We start from the raw sequence: 15,081 nt of genomic DNA, 5'->3' as shown, positions 1-15,081 counted from the left end.
ACGCGCGGCGCATGCCACGGACCGCGCGGCGCGCGCAGCGAACTACCGACGAGCCTCGTACTCCGTCATGAGGTCGATCCGACGCTGATGGCGGGCGTCGTGGCTGAAGGGCTCCGCGACGAACGCGTCGGCGATGGCGGTGGCGTCGTCGAGCGAGTGCATCCGCGCGCCGATCGACCCGATCTGCGCATCGTTGTGCTGACGCGCCAGGCGCGCCGTCTCCTCCGACCAGATCAGCGCGGCGCGGATGCCTGCGACCCTGTTGGCCGCGAGCTGCTCCCCGTTGCCGGACCCGCCGATCACGATGCCCAGGTCGCCGGGGGCCTGCGCGACGGCCTCGGCAGCGGCGATGCAGAACGCCGGATAGTCGTCGAGGGCGTCGTACTCGAAGGCGCCGTGGTCGACGACCTCGACACCCTGCGCACCGAAGTGCGCGATCAGATGCTGCTTCAGCTCGAACCCGGCGTGGTCCGCGGCGATGTGGAGACGCATATGCCCATCATGCCAGCGTCGCCGGGCCGGGAGCGACCATCGAGGGTTCACCGACGCGATGAAGTTCGATGCGATCTCTAGGCCGACAGCGAAACCTGCGGGGCGCCGGGGCGTGTCCCTCATAGGGTGAGGGGCATGACGAAGCGCTCCGGGATCAACACTGAAGAGTTCTCCACCGAGGTCCGTCCGCAGGACGACTTCTTCCGCTACGTGAACGGCGAGTGGGAGCGGACGCATGAGATCCCTGGGGACCGCTCCGCCGACGGCTCCTTCTACACGCTGCGCGACAAGGCGGAGAAGCACGTCAGGAAGATCATCGAGAAGGCCGGTGCCGACTCGCAGATCGGAGCGCTGTACGCGAGCTTCATGGATGTGGACCGGGCGAACGCGCTCGGAACCACCCCGCTCGAGCTCGAGCTGTCGCTCATCGAGGAGGCGTCCGACCATGCGGCGCTCGCCACGGTCGTCGGCACGCTCCAGCGCCATGGCGTCACGGGGCTCGTCGGCTACTACGTGTTCGCCGACAAGGCCGACCCTGATCGCAACGTCGTCTACATGTCGCAGAGCGGTCTGGGGCTGCCTGACGAGGCGTACTACCGCGAGGACGCGCACGCGCAGACGCGCGAGAAGTACGTCGCCCATGTGGACCGCATGGCAGGCCTGACGAGCGTCGAGTTCGACGGCGCCGCAATCATGGCGCTCGAGACGGAGATCGCCTCGCATCACTGGGACGTCGTCAAGTCTCGCGAGGCCGAGCTGACGCACAACCCCACGACCCTCGCGGCGCTCGCCGCCGACGCGCCCGGCTTCGCCTGGACCGCGTGGGCCGAGGCGATCCACCTCCCCGCCGACGCGCACGAGCTGCTGGTGGCCGGGGAGCCCGACTTCTTCACCGGGATCGCCTCGACGTGGGCCGCCACCGACCTCGACGCCTGGAAGGCCTACCTGCGCTGGCGCGTGGTGAACTCACGCGCCGCCTACGTGACCGAGGAGCTCTCCAAGGCGAACTTCGACTTCTACGGCACCGTCCTGTCGGGCGCCGTCACCCAGCGTGACCGCTGGAAGCGCGGCGTGGGCATCGTCGAGGCCGTGCTGGGCGAGCTCGTGGGCCAGGAGTACGTCAAGATCCACTTCCCTGCCGGGCACAAGCAGCACATGGACACCCTGGTCGCGAACCTCATCGCGGCCTACAGGAGCTCGATCACGTCGCTCACCTGGATGACCGACGACACGAAGCGGCGCGCGCTCGACAAGCTCGAACAGTTCACCCCGAAGATCGGCTACCCCGACAGGTGGCGCGACTACACGGGACTCACGCTCGCCGCCGACGACCTGATCGGGAACATCCGCGCCGCCTCCGCGTTCGAGGAGGACTGGGAGTGGGGCAAGATCGGCAAGCCGGTGGATCGCAGCGAGTGGCTCATGACCCCGCAGACCGTCAACGCGTACTACCTCCCGGTGGCCAACGAGATCGTCTTCCCCGCCGCGATCCTGCAGCCGCCGTTCTTCCACCCGGGGGCCGACGACGCGATCAACTACGGCGGGATCGGATCCGTGATCGGGCACGAGATCGGGCACGGCTTCGACGACCAGGGCTCCAAGTACGACGGGACCGGCAAGCTCGACGACTGGTGGACCGAGGCGGACCGCGAGGCGTTCACGCAGCGCACCACCATGCTGATCTCCCAGTACGACTCGTACTCGCCTGCGCAGCTGTCCGACGAGCACCACGTGAACGGTGCGCTCACCATCGGCGAGAACATCGGGGACCTCGCGGGCGTGGAGATCGCGCTCAAGGCGTACGAGATCGCGCTCGGCCACCCGATCGAGGAGGCGCCGGAGCTGAACGGGCTTTCCGCCCTGCAGCGGTTCTTCGTCGGCTACGCGCTCACGGAGCGCATGAAGGTACGCGACGAGGCCCTGATCACGCGGCTCAACACCGACCCTCACTCTCCCAGCGAGTTCCGCGTCAACGGCATCGTGCGCAACATGGATGCCTGGTACGAGGCGTTCGGCGCCGACGTGGACGACGCCATGTGGCTGCCCGACGAGGAGCGCGTCCGCATCTGGTGACTGCCGCGGCACAGCCGCGAGCTCACGGTCGACAGCGGGCTTCGACACCCGGTGGTCCACTTTCGCGCAACCAAGGCGTATGGTGGCCTGACGGGTTCCACCACGAGCCCGCATCCGGACGAGAGGAGCGCCCTATGGCAGACAAGACGAGCATCGACCTGATCGAGCTCACCGCTGAAAAGCCTGTCGCAGAGGAGACCTCGGGCGGTTGCGCCTGTGGAGGCTGCGGCTGCGGCGAGTGACTCGACCCTAGAACTTCACGACCGACGGCGGGATCGGGCTTCGGCCCGGTCCCGCCGTTCGGCATTCCCGGCTCCCGACTCAGGCGCTGCGGAGGACGCGGACCTCCCACGGCTGCAGCGCAGGCCGCTCGCCCACGCTCTCTCCGACGGCCGCGTCACCCTGCCCGTCCTCGCCCGATGCGTCGTCCCGGACGGGGTGGACGTTCCGCAGCACCTGGTGGCCGGCGACGACCTCCTCGGGCGCATCCGCCGGCTCCCCTGACAGGTTCGCGACGACCGTCAGCACGGCTTCATCGAGCCGCCGACGGTAGGCGAAGATCTGCGGATGCTCAGCGAGCAGCATCTCGAAGGATCCGTGCGCGACCACGGGGTCGTCGTGCCGCATCGCGATGAGCGCGCGATAGAAGGACCACACGGAGTCGAGGTCATCCACCTGCGCGGAGGCGTTCAGCCACGTGTGGTTGGGCGTGACCTTCAGCCACGGAGTGCCGGTCGTGAAGCCTGCATGCGGCGTCGCGTCCCACTGCACCGGGGTCCTCGCGTTGTCACGGCTCACGTCCTTCAGCCCAGCCATGACCCGCTCCTCGGTCCACCCCTGCGCCAGGAGCTCCTCATACGCGTTCAGGGACTCGACATCGCGGTAGTCGTCGATCGACTCGAGGCCCGCATTCGTCATCCCGAGCTCCTCGCCCTGGTAGACGTACGGCGTGCCGCGCATGAGGTGCAGCACGGCCGCGAGCGCCTTCGCCGAGCGCGCCCTGTGCTCGCCGTCGTCGCCGAAGCGCGACACGATGCGAGGCTGATCGTGGTTGTCCCAGTAGAGGCTGTTCCACCCGCGCTCGCCCAGCTCGGTCTGCCATCGACCCATGATCTCCTTGAGCCGCACCAGGTCGAGCGGCAGCACGTCGAACTTGCCACCGGGCCCGTGGTCGACGTCCACGTGCTCGAACTGGAAGACCATGTCGAGCTCATGGCGATCAGGATCGGTGACCAGCAGGGCGTCCTCGGTGGTGACGCCCGGCATCTCGCCCACGGTGATCAGCTGTGCGTCGCGTCCTTCGAAGACCTCGCGGTGCATCTCCTGGAGGTACTCGTGCATGCGCGGTCCGCAGACGACGAAGGGGAAACCGTCGCCGAGCCCGCCCGCGCCTGGCCGGCCGTCCTGCAGGGGCAGCACCTTCGAGATGAGGTTGATCACGTCCATCCGGAATCCGTCGACGCCCTTGTCGAGCCACCAGCGCATCATGTCGTAGACGGCGCCCCGCACCTCAGGGTTCTCCCAGTTGAGGTCCGGCTGCTTCTTGTGGAAGAGGTGCAGGAAGTACTCGCCGGAATCCTCGTCAGGCTCCCAGACGGGGCCGGAGAAGAAGCTGCGCCAGTTCGTCGGCTCGGCGCCGTCGTCACCCAGGTCGTAACCGTCGCGCGGCGCATGCCACCAGTACCAGTCGCGTTTGGCGCTGTGCCTGGACGCGCGCGACTCGAGGAACCACGGGTGCTCATCGGAGGTGTGGTTGACCACCAGGTCCATCACCAGACGCATGCCTCGCGCGTGGACGTCCGCGAGCAGGGCATCGAAGTCGCCCATGGTGCCGAAGGCGGGGTCGATCGCACGGTAGTCCGAGATGTCGTAGCCGTTGTCGGCGTGCGGGGAGGCGTAGATCGGCGAGAGCCACAGCACGTCGACGCCCAGCGCCTGCAGGTAGCCCAGACGCTGCCGGATCCCCCTCAGGTCGCCGATGCCGTCCCCATCGGAGTCCTGGAAGCTCCGCGGGTAGATCTGGTACACCACCGCGGACTTCCACCAGTCGCTGCTCACCCTGGGTCTCCTTCCGACGCCGTCGTCCGCTCCAGCCTAGGGCGCGACGTGACGACTGCGCGCCGCGCTGCGGCTACTGTCGCTGCGCCGCCGCGAGATCGGAGTACAGGCCTCCTCGGGTCACCAGCTCCGCGTGAGACCCCGACTCCACGATCCGCCCTCCCTCGACCACATGGATCACGTCGGCAGCGGCGACCGTCGACAGCCGGTGCGCGACCACCAGCGTGGTCCGACCGCGCGCCGCCGCGTCGAGCGCCTCCTGCACCACGCGCTCGCTGACGGTGTCGAGCGCGCTGGTGGCCTCGTCGAGCAGCAGCACCGGCGGATCCTTGAGCAGCACGCGCGCGATCGCGATGCGCTGCTTCTCGCCTCCCGACAGGCGGTAGCCGCGCTCCCCGACGATCGTCGCGTAGCCGTCCGCGAAGGAGGCGATGGTGTCGTGGATGTTCGCAGCCCTGCACGCCTCCTCGAGCTCAGCGTCGGTCGCGTCGGGCCTGGCGTAGCGGAGGTTCGCGGCGATGGTGTCATGGAAGAGGTACGTCTCCTGCGTGACCACGCCGATCCGGTCCACGATCGACTCGTGCGTGAGCCGGCGCACCGCCTCACCCGCGAAGAGCACCGTGCCGGCGGTCGCCTCATGCAGGCGTGCTGCGAGGTAGACGATGGTGGTCTTGCCTGCGCCCGAAGGCCCCACGAACGCGTGGGTCTCGCCGGGCTCCGCCGTGAACGACACGTCGACCAGCGTGGGCGTGGCGTCCTCCCGCGCACCCGGGTACCGGAAGCCGACGTCACGGAACTCGATCCGCCCCATGGGACCCGGCACGTCGGCGGCATCCTTCGCGTCGGGCGCGTCGGCGATGGCAGGTTCCATGTCCAGGTACTCGAAGATGCGCGCGAAGAGAGCGCGGGAGGTCTGCACCTCGAGCGCCACCCGCATGAGGGCCATCAGCGGGAACAGCAGCCTGGCCTGAAGGGTGGTGAACGCCACGATGGTTCCCGCGGACAGCGTGCCGCCAGCGGCTTCCGCGGAACCTGAGGCGAGGAGCCAGCCCGCCGCGAGGTACACGATCGCGGGCACCGACGACATGACGATGTTCACGAGCCCGAAGAACCATTGGCCGGACATCGCCTGCTGCACCTGCAGGCGGATCTGGTTCGCGTTCTCATCGGAGTAGCGGGCGGTCTCGAAGCGCTGGCGATTGTACGTCTTGGACAGCAGGATGCCGCTGACGGACAAGGTCTCCTGGGTGATCGCGGTCATCTCGGACAGGCTCTCCTGGGTGCGAGCGGCGATCCTCTGCCTCACCAGCCCCACGCGTCGTTGCACCACGACGAGCGCGGGCATCAGGATCACTGCGAGCAGCGTCAGCCGCCAGTCGAGCAGGATCATCGCGACGAGGCTGGCAGCCACGGTGACGACGTTGCCCACGACCGACTGCACGAAGGTGGTGAGGACCCCGGCGACGCCGCCCACGTCGTTCTGGAGGCGCGACTGGATGACACCGGTCTTGGTGCGGGTGAAGAAGCCGAGCTCCATGGACTGCAGCCTGGTGAAGAGCCGGACCCTGAGGTCCCCTGTGACCCTGTTGCCGACGGTCGACGTCACGTACGTCTGCCACACGCCGAGCATGGCGGCGGCGATGAAGATGCCGATCATCGCCGCGACCAGCTCGGTGAGGAGCGCCACGTCGGGCGTGCCCACGGTCCCCGAGCCGTCGGTGGGGAAGAGCGCATCGTCGAAGATCCGCTTGACCAGCAGGGGCGGCACGACCGCGGCTCCCGAGGCGGCGACCACCAGCACCGCGGTCAGCACCAGGTGCGACCTGTAGGGGGTGAAGAGCGCGCCGATCCGCCGCCAGAGGTCAGGGATCTGGGGCGCCTCGGCGATCAGGCGTCGCGCCTCGTCCTCGTTGCGGACCATCCCTCTGCCGCCTGGTGCCATCGCGCCTCGTCTCGTCGTAGACGGCCAGCGTACGACCCGGGCCCGACACCGGTTGACGGCATCGCGTCAGAGGCCGAGCTCGAGCAGCTCCCCCGGTGACGCCTCTCCCGCGGCGGCCGCGAACAGCTCCATGCCGCGACGCACCTGCTCCTGGTCCCCTGCGGGCAGCGAGGCGACCGTCGCCAGGATCTCGGCGCGCCGGCGCCGGGTCACGTCCGCGACGAGCTCGCGCGCCCCCGCGGTGGGCTCCACGTGCACCTCACGCCGATTGCCCTCGACCGGCACCCTGCTCACCCAGCCGCCGGCCTCGAGCCTGTCGACGGTGCGGCTGAGCGTGGACGGGTGCACGCCGACGGCGTCGGCGAGGTCGGCCATGCGCATCGGCTCCGCGCCCTCCAGCACGACGAGGATCCGGAACTGCACGAGCGTGAGCTCCTCGAGCACGGGGGCGAGCGAGCGGGCGACGAATCCAAGCAGCGACCGGGAGGCGAGGAGCGTGGCCGATGCCGTCGCGTCGGCCACGGATCGCGTGCCGTCGGTGGCGCGGGGGCCGTCGTCTGGAGCCGAATTCATGCAACCAAGGTAATGCTTATGCGTGCTACCGTACAACAGTTGCATGAATACACGTGAGGAACCGCTCGTGCCGACCGCCCCCGCCCCGCTCCACCGCCGCGTCCTGACCTGGGTGCGCCGCTCCGAGAACTCAGCCCTGATCGCGCTCGCCCTGGTCGTCGGCGCCGCCGCCGGATTCGGAGCGATCGCGTTCCGCTGGCTGATCTCGACGTTCACGCTGCTGTTCTCCGGCCACTCCGACTACTCAGCGGTCACCGACCATGCCGCACACCCCTGGGTCCCCTGGCTCGGGGGTTTCTTCGTGGTGCTCGCCCCCGCGGTCGGAGGCCTGATCTACGGCCCGATCATCCACCGCTGGGCGCGCGAGGCGCGCGGCCACGGCGTGCCTGAGGTCATGTACGCGATCTCCAAGCGCGGCGGTCGCATCCCGGTGAAGGTGGCGCTGGTGAAGGCGCTCGCCTCGGCGCTCACCATCGGCTCCGGCGGCTCGGTCGGCCGCGAGGGCCCGATCGTCCAGATCGGCTCCGCGCTCGGCTCGGCGCTGGCCAGGGCCGTCAGGCTCAACGAGAGCCAGGTCAGGCTGCTGGTCGCGTGCGGCGCCGCCGGCGGAATCGCCGCGACGTTCAACGCTCCCATCGCGGGGGTCTTCTTCGCGATGGAGCTGCTGCTGGTCAACTTCGCCGCCCGCACCTTCGCCGCGGTCGTGCTGTCCTCCGTGACCGCGTCGGTCATCGCCCGCTCCGTGCTCGGCGACGCCGCCTTCCTGAGCCTGCCCGCGTTCCACGTGTCACATGTGGGCGAGTACGCGCTGTACGTCGTGCTCGGCGTGCTCGCCGCCTTCGTCGCCACAGGCTTCACCAAGGTCCTGTACTGGTTCGAGGACGTGGCCGATCGCCTGTGGAAGGGTCCTGAGTGGCTGCGCCCTGGCGTCGGCGGCCTGCTGCTCGGCCTGCTCCTGCTCGCCGTCCCGCAGATGTACGGCGTGGGCTATCCGGTGCTCGAGAACGCCGTCATGGGCGAGTACCTGATCGGGTTCCTGGTGGTCCTCCTGCTCGCGAAGGTGGTGGCCACCTCGCTCACGATCGCCATCGGCGGCTCCGGCGGCGTCTTCGCGCCCTCCCTCTTCCTGGGAGCCATGCTCGGCGCGGCATTCGGCCAGACGCTCGCCTGGCTCCTGCCCGACGCCGGCATCACCCCCGGCGCCTATGCGCTCGTGGGCATGGCGGCGGTCTTCGCCGGAGCGTCGCGCGCCCCGATCACCGCCGTGATCATCCTGTTCGAGCTCACCGGCGAGTACTCGATCATCCTGCCGCTGCTCCTCGCCGTCGTCGTGTCCACCATGCTGTCCGGCCAGCTCTCCAAGGAGTCCGTCTACACCGCGAAGCTGCGCCGCCGCGGAGTGGACCTCACCAGCCGGCCCGGGACGGCGACCCTCACCGGGGTCACCGTCGAGTCGCTCATGCGCAAGGCGCCCCGCACGGTCAGCACCAAGGTGCCCGCCGCGGAGGCGGTCGAGTTCCTGCTCGCCTCCCGCCGCAAGTCGCTGCCGGTCATCACGGAGCACGGCGAGTACGTCGGAGTCGTGACCCTCGCGTCCGCGGCTGGCGCGATCACGGAGGATGAGGACGCCGCCGAGGTCACCGTGTCCCAGCTGATCGAGTGGCGCGACTACGTCGCCCCCGACACCCCTGTGGCCGACGTGATCGACCGCCTGCTCGAGGGCGAGTCGAACGACGGCCTGCCGGTGCTCGAGGAGGATGGCACGCTCGTCGGCTGGCTGCGCACCGAGGCCGTGCTGAGGCGCATGTCCGCGGCCGTCTGACACCCGCCCCGCGTGCCACACTGATCGGCATGACAGCGCTGCCCTCGATCGTCTTCTACGAGCCGCGGATCCCGACCAACACCGGCAACGCCATCCGCCTGTCGGCCGTCACCGGGTGCGCCCTGCACCTGATCGAGCCGCTCGGCTTCGACCTGTCGGAGCCGAAGCTGCGCCGCGCCGGGCTCGACTATCACGACCTCGCGACCATGACGGTGCACCCGAGCCTCGACGCGCTGCTCGACGAACGGCCCGACGCCAGGGTCTTCGCCTTCACCGGCCGTGGCACCGCCCGCTACACCGACATCGCCTACGAGCCGACCGACCTGCTGCTGTTCGGGCCGGAGCCGACGGGCCTGCCGGACGAGGTGCTCGCGCACCCACGCATCACCTCATGGGTGCGGATCCCGATGCTGCCGGGCCGGCGCTCCCTCAACCTGGCGAACTCGGCCGCGATCGCGGCGTACGAGGCCGCGCGGCAGACCGACTTCGACGGCCACGTCTGAGGCCGTTCAGCGCGCCTTCAGGTGCAGCTGCACGAAGCCGCCGCCGTACTTGCGCACGTCGGAGACCGCCAGGTCGATGCGCGGCATCGGCACCTCGAAGAGCCGCACCCCTCCACCCAGGACCGTCGGGATCACCGTGACCACCAGCTCGTCCAGGGCGCCGACCTCGAGCGCCTGCCGGATGAGCGCACCGCCGTCGATGTAGACGTCCTTGCCGTCCGCGACGTCGTGCGCCGCATCGATGAGGTCCTCGATATCGCCCTCGACGGCCGTGACGGCACCCTCCGACTGCGACAGCGGCCGACGCGTGGCCACCAGGACGGGCACCTCGCCGTACGGCCAGGTGCCGAAGCCGCACGCCACGTCGAACGTCCGGCGGCCCATGAGCAGGCAGCCCACGTCCTGGACGAACTCGTCGTACGTGAGACCGTCGGGCACGTGGTCCACCCACGGCTCGACCGCGAGCGGGACGCCCGTGTTCCGCGGCTCCTGCAGCCAACCGATCTCGTCCTCGGGCCCCGCGATGAAGCCGTCGACGGACGTGGCGAGGTAGGCGCGGACGCGGCCCGGGGTGGTCGACATGGCCTTTACGGTATCCGAACCGTGTGAACGGCTCATTGCGGGAGGACTTCCGGGCGGCACGGACGGGCACCTGCCAGGCGTGATGCGTAGGCGCCGCACGCGGCCCGCCGACACTCCCCAGCGTTGTTCCCCTTTGCCCTCCTTTGGGCTTATCCTGACGCGTGCCGACACGATCGTCGGCCCCTCCCAGCACGGCCGCGGCGTCGCGGCGACCCTCCCGACAAGGAAAAGAATGCGCTCCCGCACGTCCACGTCCCACGCGCTGCTCGCCGCCTCGGTGGTGCTCGCGTCGCTCAGCCTCACCGCGTGCGAGTCGGCGGTGGCGGACCCTGCGGTGCAGACGACGGAGGCGCAGTACGTGGTCGAGGACGCCGCCTCGGAGCAGGCGAATGCCGACCCCTCGGCGATCTCGCCCGACCTGCCGGACCCGTGCGCGCTGCTGGACCCCGCCTCGATCGAGTCCGTCGTCGGGCTCGCCTTCAAGGACGGACAGTTCAACGCGATCCTGTCCAGCACGGACCTGGCGGTGTGCGAGTGGTACGCGTCAGGCGACTCCTACTCGACCGTGCAGGTGCAGGTCGAGCCGATGACCGGCACGTTCGACGAGGCGAAGGCGACCGCCGAGGCCGACTACGGCGCGACCACCGACGTCACCGTGCCCGGCGCCGACGAGGCGTTCACCGCCCAGGACGGCACGGTGGTCGAGCTCGCCGCCGCGGGATACCTGGTGACGGTCCTGCACTACGCCGACGAGTGGACGGACCTCACGGAGGTGACGACCGGCCTGGCCGAGCTCGCCGCCGCGAACCTCTAGCCGGAGCACGCACGAAGCGACCCCTCAGGGGGTGGGATGCCGCGCGTCGTACTCGCGGAACGACGATCCGACACGCGTGAGCACCGCGATGAGCGCGATGATCACCAGACCTCCCAGCAATGGCGGGAACCACAGCGCCACCGCCGTCGCGAGGATGCCCGCATACATGTCGCCCACCCGTGGGCCGCCGGTCACGACCACGACGAACACGCCCTGCATGCGGCCACGCATCTCGTCGGGCGCGGCCTGGATCATCATCGTGGAGCGGAAGATCGCGCTCACCTCGTCGGAGGCACCCATCCCGAGCATCGCGAACGCCAGGACCGCGAGCGCTCCCCAGTGGATGCCGGACCAGCCCGCGGCCGCCTGGTGATCCCCCAGGCTGAGGACCAGGATCGCCGCGCCGAACAGGACCGCGAACGCACCGAAGGCGGTGATCGCGCGGGTGATCGCGAGCCCGTGGCGGTGCACGCGCGCCACCGGGCCGGAGAACACGGACGTCAGCATGGTGCCGATGGCGCCCGCCGCCGTGAGCATTCCGACGGAGAGCGAGCCTCCTCCGACGACGGTCGCGCCGATCGCGGGCATGAGCACGTAGGGGCGGGCGAACGTCATCGCGATGATGTCGACGATGAAGCTCATGCGCAGGTTCGGAGCGTGACGCAGGAAGTGCGCGCCCTCGCGCAGCATCGCCCACCCGACCTCGGCCCTCTCGCCCAGGCGCGGAAGCGACGGCAGCGTCCAGATGCCCAGGAATCCGGCGGTGAACAGCAGCGCGTCCGCCGCGTACGTCCACGCGAACCCGGCGCTCGCCACGAGGACTCCTGCGAGCGCCGGCCCGATCGTGACCCCCACGCCGATCGCGATGCCGTTGAGCGCGCTCGCGCGTGACACCAGATGCGGGGGCATGATCCGGCCGACGAGCGCGGACCTCGTGGCGCTGCCGATGGTGGCTGCCACCGAGTTGACGGTGGTGACGACCAGGAACGGCCACGCCTGCGCCCGCCCGCCGTGGCTGAGCTCCGCCAGATCCCACAGGGCGAGAGCAAGCAGCGCCAGGGTCGACGCCCAGCTGACGAGCGACGCGACGATGAGGAGGCGCCGACGGTCGAGCGCGTCGGCGAGCATGCCGCCCCAGAGGCCCGCGATGATCATCGGCACCAACGAGACACCGCCTACGAGGCCGACCATGAAGGTGGAGCCGGTGATGTCGTAGATCTGCAGGCCGACCGCGAGCACCGACATCTGCGCGCCGATGAGCGACACCGCTCCGCCGAGGAACAGCCGCGCGAAGGCCGGGCTCTCCTTCAGCGGCGCGAGGTCGACGAGGTGCCGGCGTGCGCCCTTCCTCGGCTCATCCTCGCTGTCGGTCACCGCACGAGTGTAGGGGCAGGGTCACGCGGCAGGCGGCGGGGGTGGCGGCGGCTCGGCGTCGCCTTCGCGCTCGCCGGGGTCCACCTCGTCCGGCGTGGGCGGGCTCGCGATCTCGCCGTGGAAGAACTGTGAGATGCGCGCGCGTTGGTCGGGGTCGTTCTCGTTGCGGCCCTGGGTCGCGCTGTCGTACGTGGTGAAGCGGCCTCGCGGCGAGTCCTCGCCCGTGAGGCTGGACACGGTGTGCGCGACGGTGCGGTCGGGTCGGTAGCGCGCGTCGCGGTTGCGATACCTGGTCTGGATGGAGTGCCAGACGAACCATCCGATCGCGGGCCCCGCTGCGAAGAGCAGCAGGGCGATGAAGGCGCCGCCACCGTCGCCGTTGCCGCTCATCAGGACGCCGCCAGCATCGCGAACGCGAGGGGCCAGGTGATCAGCGAGACGCCGATCGCGACGCCCCAGGCGAGCATCGCGGCCTTGCGCGTGTTGATGGGCACCGAGCCCATGGTGGCGCCGGTGCGGCCGTTGACGGCGATGTAGTGGGTCACCATGCGGCCCTTCCTGTTCTCCACGAAGCCGTAGAGCCACACGGGCAGCAGCACCGCGGTCCAGCGGGCGCCGTCGATCCGCACCTGCTCCGCCTCCCAGCGGACGCCGCGGTCGTACTGCCGGACGGTCGGCGCGGCGTCGCCGCGCGCGACGGTGAGGAAGTGGCCCGCGGCGATCGTCTCGGCTTCCGCGATGTCCATGTCGCGTCGCTGCGACGTGTAGTCGTCCCCCAGGAAGTGCGCGTCGAAGCGGACGATGTTCTTCACGTCGAACGGAAGGATCGCGTTGATCACGTTGTTCGTGCTGGTGGCGGACGTGATGTCGGCCTTCTCGAAGTTGGACTCGACGATCAGGTCGTCGATCTCGATGTCCAGGAACCTGGTCACGCCGTAGCGGTCGAACTGGTACCTGGTCGCCTGCTTCTCGCGGACGATCCGGCGGCGCAGGATCTCTCCGACGCCGTCGAGCCGCGCGGACACGTTGCCGTCGACGGTCATGTACGGCAGGTACACGCCCATCACGTTCTCGGGGCGGAACGTCGAGGCGAACTCCGGCAGGGCGAACGACCTGCGCTCCTGCACAAACGCGGAGATGTGTCCCATCGCCTGCTCGCGCGTCACGGAGAACGGCAGGATGCCGTCGGGCACCGCGCCGTTGGGGATGCGGTTGTTGAGCGACAGCACGTGCTTGCACCAATGGCAGCGGGCCTGCAGGGAGCGGTCGGTGTCGATGACCACCTCGGACCCGCATCCGTCGCATTTGAGCGTGACGAGGGCCTCGTCGGAGGCGATGTCGGACGCGGCGGACGAGTATGTGGTGCCCTGCAGGTCGGCGATGCCCTGGGACAGGCCCATCGCTTCGTCGAGCCTGGTGAAGTCCCATGTGTGACGGCAGAACTCGCACATGAACTGCTGCTTCTCAGGCAGCTCGATCACGTCGGAGGCGCCGCACTTGGGGCAGCGGTGGACCCCGTCGCCGCTGCCGGCAGGGGTGGAGATCTCCTCGGCCATGCGGCTAGAGCCCGAGCGCCTTCTTCTTCAGCGCGTCGTAGTCCTCCTGGCTGATGAGCCCGTCGTCGAGCATCTTCTTGGCGGAGGCGAGCTGCGCGTACGGGTCGGGAGAGGCGGCCGGAGCCGGCGTCTCCGTAGCGGCGGCGGCCGCCATGCCCGCCGGAGCGCCAGGGGTCTGCGGCACCATGCCGCCGATGGCGCCCATGCCCATCCCCATCATCGCGAGCCCGGTGCCGCCACCGGTCTCCCCCGCGGACTGCACGCCGCGCGCGACCGACTGCTTGAGGAACGTGTCGGCACGCCCGCCGCTGAGCGCGTCCGCCTTGCGCACGTCGGACAGCAGCTGCTGCGTGTCAGCGTCGTACTCGATCGCGACGATGGTCGCCGAGCTGATCTCCAGGCCCCGCTCGGTGGTCCACTTATAGTTCTTCTCCACCTCCTCCGACAGCGACTTGGCGAAGCCGACGGAGTCGCCTTGGATCGCGGTGATGCGGTGGTCCTTGTCAGGATCGTTGACGTAGCGCGAGAACGCGCCGGCGAGCGAGCCGACCACCTCGTTGAAGAGCTGCTCGGATACCGGGTTCGTGGCCTCCGTGATGTCGAACTGCCTGGCGCCCGCGGAGATGTACGCGGCGGGGACGAGGGTCTTCACGAACAGGACCGGGTCAGCGACCTGCAGCACGTAGGTGCCGCGGGTGATCGCGCCCGCCTGCGTGTTCAGGTAGCGGTCGTCCCAGTAGATGGGGCTCTGCGTGCCGAACCTGTTGTTGGGGATCTCCTTGAGGTTCACGTAGAACGCGAGCTGCTGACCCATGGGACGGCCGCCGAACTTGAAGCGCTGCCACGACGTGGTGAAGGTGGAGTTGAGCAGGCCGCCTCCGGAGAACACCGACTTGGAGTCCTGCGACTCGCTGTCCCAGCGGTAGGCGCCCGATTCGGCCACGACGGCCGTCACGGCGCCGTCCTGGAAGGTGAGGAGGCCGTAGCCCTCGGGGACGACGACGACGGAGCCGTTCGTGATGATGTTGTCCGAGCCGTGGGTGTTCTCACCCCGACCCGCGTTCGTGGCCTGCTTCGCTGCCGGGAACAGGACGGCGGTGTCGCTGATGCCGGCGGGCGGGACCAGGAAGTCCAGGAACTGGTCCCCGAAGGACGACTTCAGCGCGTCCCAGCCTGCGCCCAACGCGATCTGGATGAATCCCACAGCGACTCCTCTCGTCCCGCGCGGCGCGACGCCGCGCGGCTGATCCGACCTGGTCGGACCCTCCCCCTGCCGGACCCGAACGTCCGCA

13 protein-coding genes are annotated in these 15,081 nt (G+C 69.6%); 4 read left to right on the top strand and 9 right to left on the bottom strand.

The annotated features are described in order from the left end of the window. Positions 1–42 precede the first annotated feature (42 nt). Complete coding sequence (locus RN607_RS04205) at positions 43–492, bottom strand: ribose-5-phosphate isomerase (protein WP_313544555.1); 450 nt, start codon at positions 490–492, stop codon at positions 43–45. Between the two features lie 135 nt (positions 493–627). Here RN607_RS04205 and RN607_RS04200 point away from each other — a divergent pair, with 135 nt between their 5' ends. Continuing rightward, a complete protein-coding gene (locus tag RN607_RS04200) occupies positions 628–2,565 on the top strand; it encodes a M13 family metallopeptidase (RefSeq protein WP_313544553.1) in 1,938 nt (645 codons plus the stop codon). 321 nt (positions 2,566–2,886) lie between these two features. On the opposite strand, the gene RN607_RS04195 is transcribed toward RN607_RS04200, so the two are convergent. The 3 genes from RN607_RS04195 to RN607_RS04185 form a co-directional block, all read right to left on the bottom strand. Then, on the bottom strand, positions 2,887–4,623 hold the full coding sequence (locus tag RN607_RS04195; protein WP_313544550.1) for an alpha-glucosidase: 1,737 nt from the start codon (positions 4,621–4,623) through the stop codon (positions 2,887–2,889). Between the two features lie 73 nt (positions 4,624–4,696). Further along, positions 4,697–6,544 (bottom strand): ABC transporter ATP-binding protein, encoded by a 1,848-nt coding sequence (locus RN607_RS04190; RefSeq protein ID WP_313544548.1) that lies wholly within the window; start codon positions 6,542–6,544, stop codon positions 4,697–4,699. Between the two features lie 87 nt (positions 6,545–6,631). Then, positions 6,632–7,138 (bottom strand): MarR family winged helix-turn-helix transcriptional regulator, encoded by a 507-nt coding sequence (locus RN607_RS04185; protein ID WP_313544546.1) that lies wholly within the window; start codon positions 7,136–7,138, stop codon positions 6,632–6,634. A 43-nt stretch (positions 7,139–7,181) separates the two neighbouring features. Between RN607_RS04185 and RN607_RS04180 the strand changes: the two genes are divergently transcribed. After that, the gene (locus tag RN607_RS04180; RefSeq protein ID WP_313544544.1) at positions 7,182–8,960 is read left to right on the top strand and encodes a chloride channel protein; all 1,779 of its coding nucleotides are present in this window, start codon (positions 7,182–7,184) and stop codon (positions 8,958–8,960) included. 29 nt (positions 8,961–8,989) lie between these two features. Further along, entirely contained in the window at positions 8,990–9,463 is a 474-nt protein-coding gene (locus tag RN607_RS04175; RefSeq protein WP_313544542.1) for a tRNA (cytidine(34)-2'-O)-methyltransferase, read from the top strand. Between the two features lie 6 nt (positions 9,464–9,469). Here RN607_RS04175 and RN607_RS04170 read toward each other — a convergent pair whose 3' ends face one another. Beyond that, positions 9,470–10,045: a dihydrofolate reductase family protein gene (locus RN607_RS04170; protein ID WP_313500185.1), complete on the bottom strand. Its 576-nt coding sequence runs from the start codon at positions 10,043–10,045 to the stop codon at positions 9,470–9,472. 232 nt (positions 10,046–10,277) lie between these two features. Between RN607_RS04170 and RN607_RS04165 the strand changes: the two genes are divergently transcribed. Next, the gene (locus tag RN607_RS04165; RefSeq protein WP_313544540.1) at positions 10,278–10,859 is read left to right on the top strand and encodes a hypothetical protein; all 582 of its coding nucleotides are present in this window, start codon (positions 10,278–10,280) and stop codon (positions 10,857–10,859) included. Between the two features lie 24 nt (positions 10,860–10,883). Here RN607_RS04165 and RN607_RS04160 read toward each other — a convergent pair whose 3' ends face one another. The 4 genes from RN607_RS04160 to RN607_RS04145 are packed head-to-tail and all read right to left on the bottom strand — an operon-like array spanning position 10,884 to position 14,993. After that, complete coding sequence (locus tag RN607_RS04160) at positions 10,884–12,233, bottom strand: MFS transporter (RefSeq protein WP_313544538.1); 1,350 nt, start codon at positions 12,231–12,233, stop codon at positions 10,884–10,886. Between the two features lie 21 nt (positions 12,234–12,254). Further along, the gene (locus RN607_RS04155; protein ID WP_313544536.1) at positions 12,255–12,623 is read right to left on the bottom strand and encodes a hypothetical protein; all 369 of its coding nucleotides are present in this window, start codon (positions 12,621–12,623) and stop codon (positions 12,255–12,257) included. Next, positions 12,623–13,789, bottom strand: a complete 1,167-nt coding sequence (locus tag RN607_RS04150; RefSeq protein WP_313544534.1) for a TFIIB-type zinc ribbon-containing protein — start codon at positions 13,787–13,789, stop codon at positions 12,623–12,625. The genes RN607_RS04155 and RN607_RS04150 overlap by 1 nt, the downstream gene beginning before the upstream one ends. Before the next feature lie 4 nt (positions 13,790–13,793). Next, the gene (locus tag RN607_RS04145; RefSeq protein WP_313544532.1) at positions 13,794–14,993 is read right to left on the bottom strand and encodes an SPFH domain-containing protein; all 1,200 of its coding nucleotides are present in this window, start codon (positions 14,991–14,993) and stop codon (positions 13,794–13,796) included. Between the last annotated feature and the right edge of the window lie 88 nt (positions 14,994–15,081).

Source organism: Demequina capsici (assembly GCF_032102965.1).
GTDB lineage: Bacteria > Actinomycetota > Actinomycetes > Actinomycetales > Demequinaceae > Demequina > Demequina capsici.
Note: the sequence above shows the minus strand (reverse complement) of the source record. Positions and strands in the feature narration are given on the sequence as shown.

Excerpts from the sequence above, each read along its gene's own strand:
- RN607_RS04205 (WP_313544555.1), bottom strand. The coding sequence starts at position 492 with ATGCGTCTCCACATCGCCGCGGACCACGCCGGGTTCGAGCTGAAGCAG.
- RN607_RS04200 (WP_313544553.1), top strand. The coding sequence starts at position 628 with ATGACGAAGCGCTCCGGGATCAACACTGAAGAGTTCTCCACCGAGGTC.
- RN607_RS04190 (WP_313544548.1), bottom strand. The coding sequence starts at position 6,544 with ATGGTCCGCAACGAGGACGAGGCGCGACGCCTGATCGCCGAGGCGCCC.
- RN607_RS04185 (WP_313544546.1), bottom strand. The coding sequence starts at position 7,138 with ATGAATTCGGCTCCAGACGACGGCCCCCGCGCCACCGACGGCACGCGA.
- RN607_RS04180 (WP_313544544.1), top strand. The coding sequence starts at position 7,182 with ATGAATACACGTGAGGAACCGCTCGTGCCGACCGCCCCCGCCCCGCTC.
- RN607_RS04175 (WP_313544542.1), top strand. The coding sequence starts at position 8,990 with ATGACAGCGCTGCCCTCGATCGTCTTCTACGAGCCGCGGATCCCGACC.
- RN607_RS04170 (WP_313500185.1), bottom strand. The coding sequence starts at position 10,045 with ATGTCGACCACCCCGGGCCGCGTCCGCGCCTACCTCGCCACGTCCGTC.
- RN607_RS04165 (WP_313544540.1), top strand. The coding sequence starts at position 10,278 with ATGCGCTCCCGCACGTCCACGTCCCACGCGCTGCTCGCCGCCTCGGTG.
- RN607_RS04155 (WP_313544536.1), bottom strand. The coding sequence starts at position 12,623 with ATGAGCGGCAACGGCGACGGTGGCGGCGCCTTCATCGCCCTGCTGCTC.
- RN607_RS04150 (WP_313544534.1), bottom strand. The coding sequence starts at position 13,789 with ATGGCCGAGGAGATCTCCACCCCTGCCGGCAGCGGCGACGGGGTCCAC.